At 42.7% G+C, this 1,332-nt stretch carries 2 protein-coding genes; one reads left to right on the forward strand and one right to left on the reverse strand.

The genetic code is table 11. The features are described from left to right. Nucleotides 1-624: catalase (locus QMM04_RS22530; RefSeq protein WP_282997110.1), on the reverse strand; the 624-nt coding region annotated here is incomplete at its 3' end. Between the two features lie 227 nt (nt 625-851). Between QMM04_RS22530 and dtd the strand changes: the two genes are divergently transcribed. Then, nucleotides 852-1,292, forward strand: coding sequence for a D-aminoacyl-tRNA deacylase (gene dtd, locus QMM04_RS22535; protein WP_047429911.1), 441 nt, complete (start codon nt 852-854; stop codon nt 1,290-1,292). The last annotated feature ends 40 nt before the right edge of the window (nt 1,293-1,332 follow it).

Here is a 1,332-nt window from a genome sequence, read left to right on the forward strand (position 1 = left end):
GTATAACTTGAATGCATGCACGCCAAAACCATCCAGCGTACGGTAGCTTTCAGGTGTGCCCAAGTTTGAATAGACATAGGTCAACATATTGATCGACCACGGCTGGCTTTTTAAGAAATCAAAAATGCGGTTAGGATCCTGAACATTGGTCACAGGGTCAGGCTTCATCGCATGTACAAAGTCAGGAAACTTGATCGCATCACGGATAAAGAATACGGGCAAGTTATTACCAACGAGATCCCAGTTCCCTTGCTGGGTATAAAACTTCACGGCAAAGCCATGTGGATCACGCGCAGTTTCTGGTGAACCTTTCGGATGAATCACCGTAGAAAAACGAACAAATACAGGTGTGGTCGTACCTGCCTTAAACATAGAAGCGACGGTTAAATCAGACAAATCTTTTGTTGCGACGAAATCACCGTATACACCTGTACCCCGTGCATGGACCACACGCTCAGGAATACGCTCACGGCCAAAACGCTGTAATTTTTGAATAAGCTGCACATCTTGCAACAAGGTTGCACCATTCGCGCCAGCTGTGGTTGAGTTCTGGTTGTCACCGACAGGCGCACCATTGTCTTTTGTTAAAGGAGCTGCATACGCGGTGCCTAACGTTGCTGCCATTATTGTGAATAAAAACGTTCGTTTAAACATACTGTTAAATCCAAAATCAAATACCTTTCCTGCACGGGGACTATACAAACATTTTAACAATAGATAAAAAAGATAATTTTAATAAAACACATCGAAAAATAAGATCAAGCAATCGAAGGCTCTATTTTGCACTCCGCTGTAGGGTCACTAAATCTGCTAGACTGCGCAACTGACTGAACATTTAATCTTTAATTCTTATGCGCGCACTAATTCAACGCGTCCTCGAAGCGAAAGTGGTGGTTGAGGGCGAAACTACAGGTGAGATTCAACACGGCTTACTGGTATTTTTAGGTCTGGGTAAAGAAGATACTTTAGAGAAAGGCCAGAAGCTGATTGATAAAATTCTGAAATACCGAATTTTTGATGATGAACAAGGCAAAATGGGCTGGAATGTCAGCCAAGCAAATGGCGGGATTTTATTGGTCTCTCAATTTACCTTGATGGCACAAACGCAAAAAGGCTTACGCCCAGACTTTGGCCCAGCGATGCCTCCAGCCGAAGCCAAAGCACTTTATGAACAGCTAGTGGAATATGCCCGCCAACAATTCAATAATGTGCAAACAGGAATTTTTGCAGCAGATATGAAAGTTCATTTAATTAATGATGGGCCAGTGACCTTTAATCTGGACGTTGAATAATTCGAGCACATAAAAAAACTCCCGATTTGGGAGTTTTTTT

This window comes from Pantoea sp. Pa-EAmG, assembly GCF_030024295.1.
Lineage (GTDB): Bacteria > Pseudomonadota > Gammaproteobacteria > Enterobacterales > Enterobacteriaceae > Pantoea > Pantoea dispersa.

Coding starts and splice junctions, on each gene's coding strand:
- dtd (WP_047429911.1), top strand. CDS start 852: ATGCGCGCACTAATTCAACGCGTCCTCGAAGCGAAAGTGGTGGTTGAG.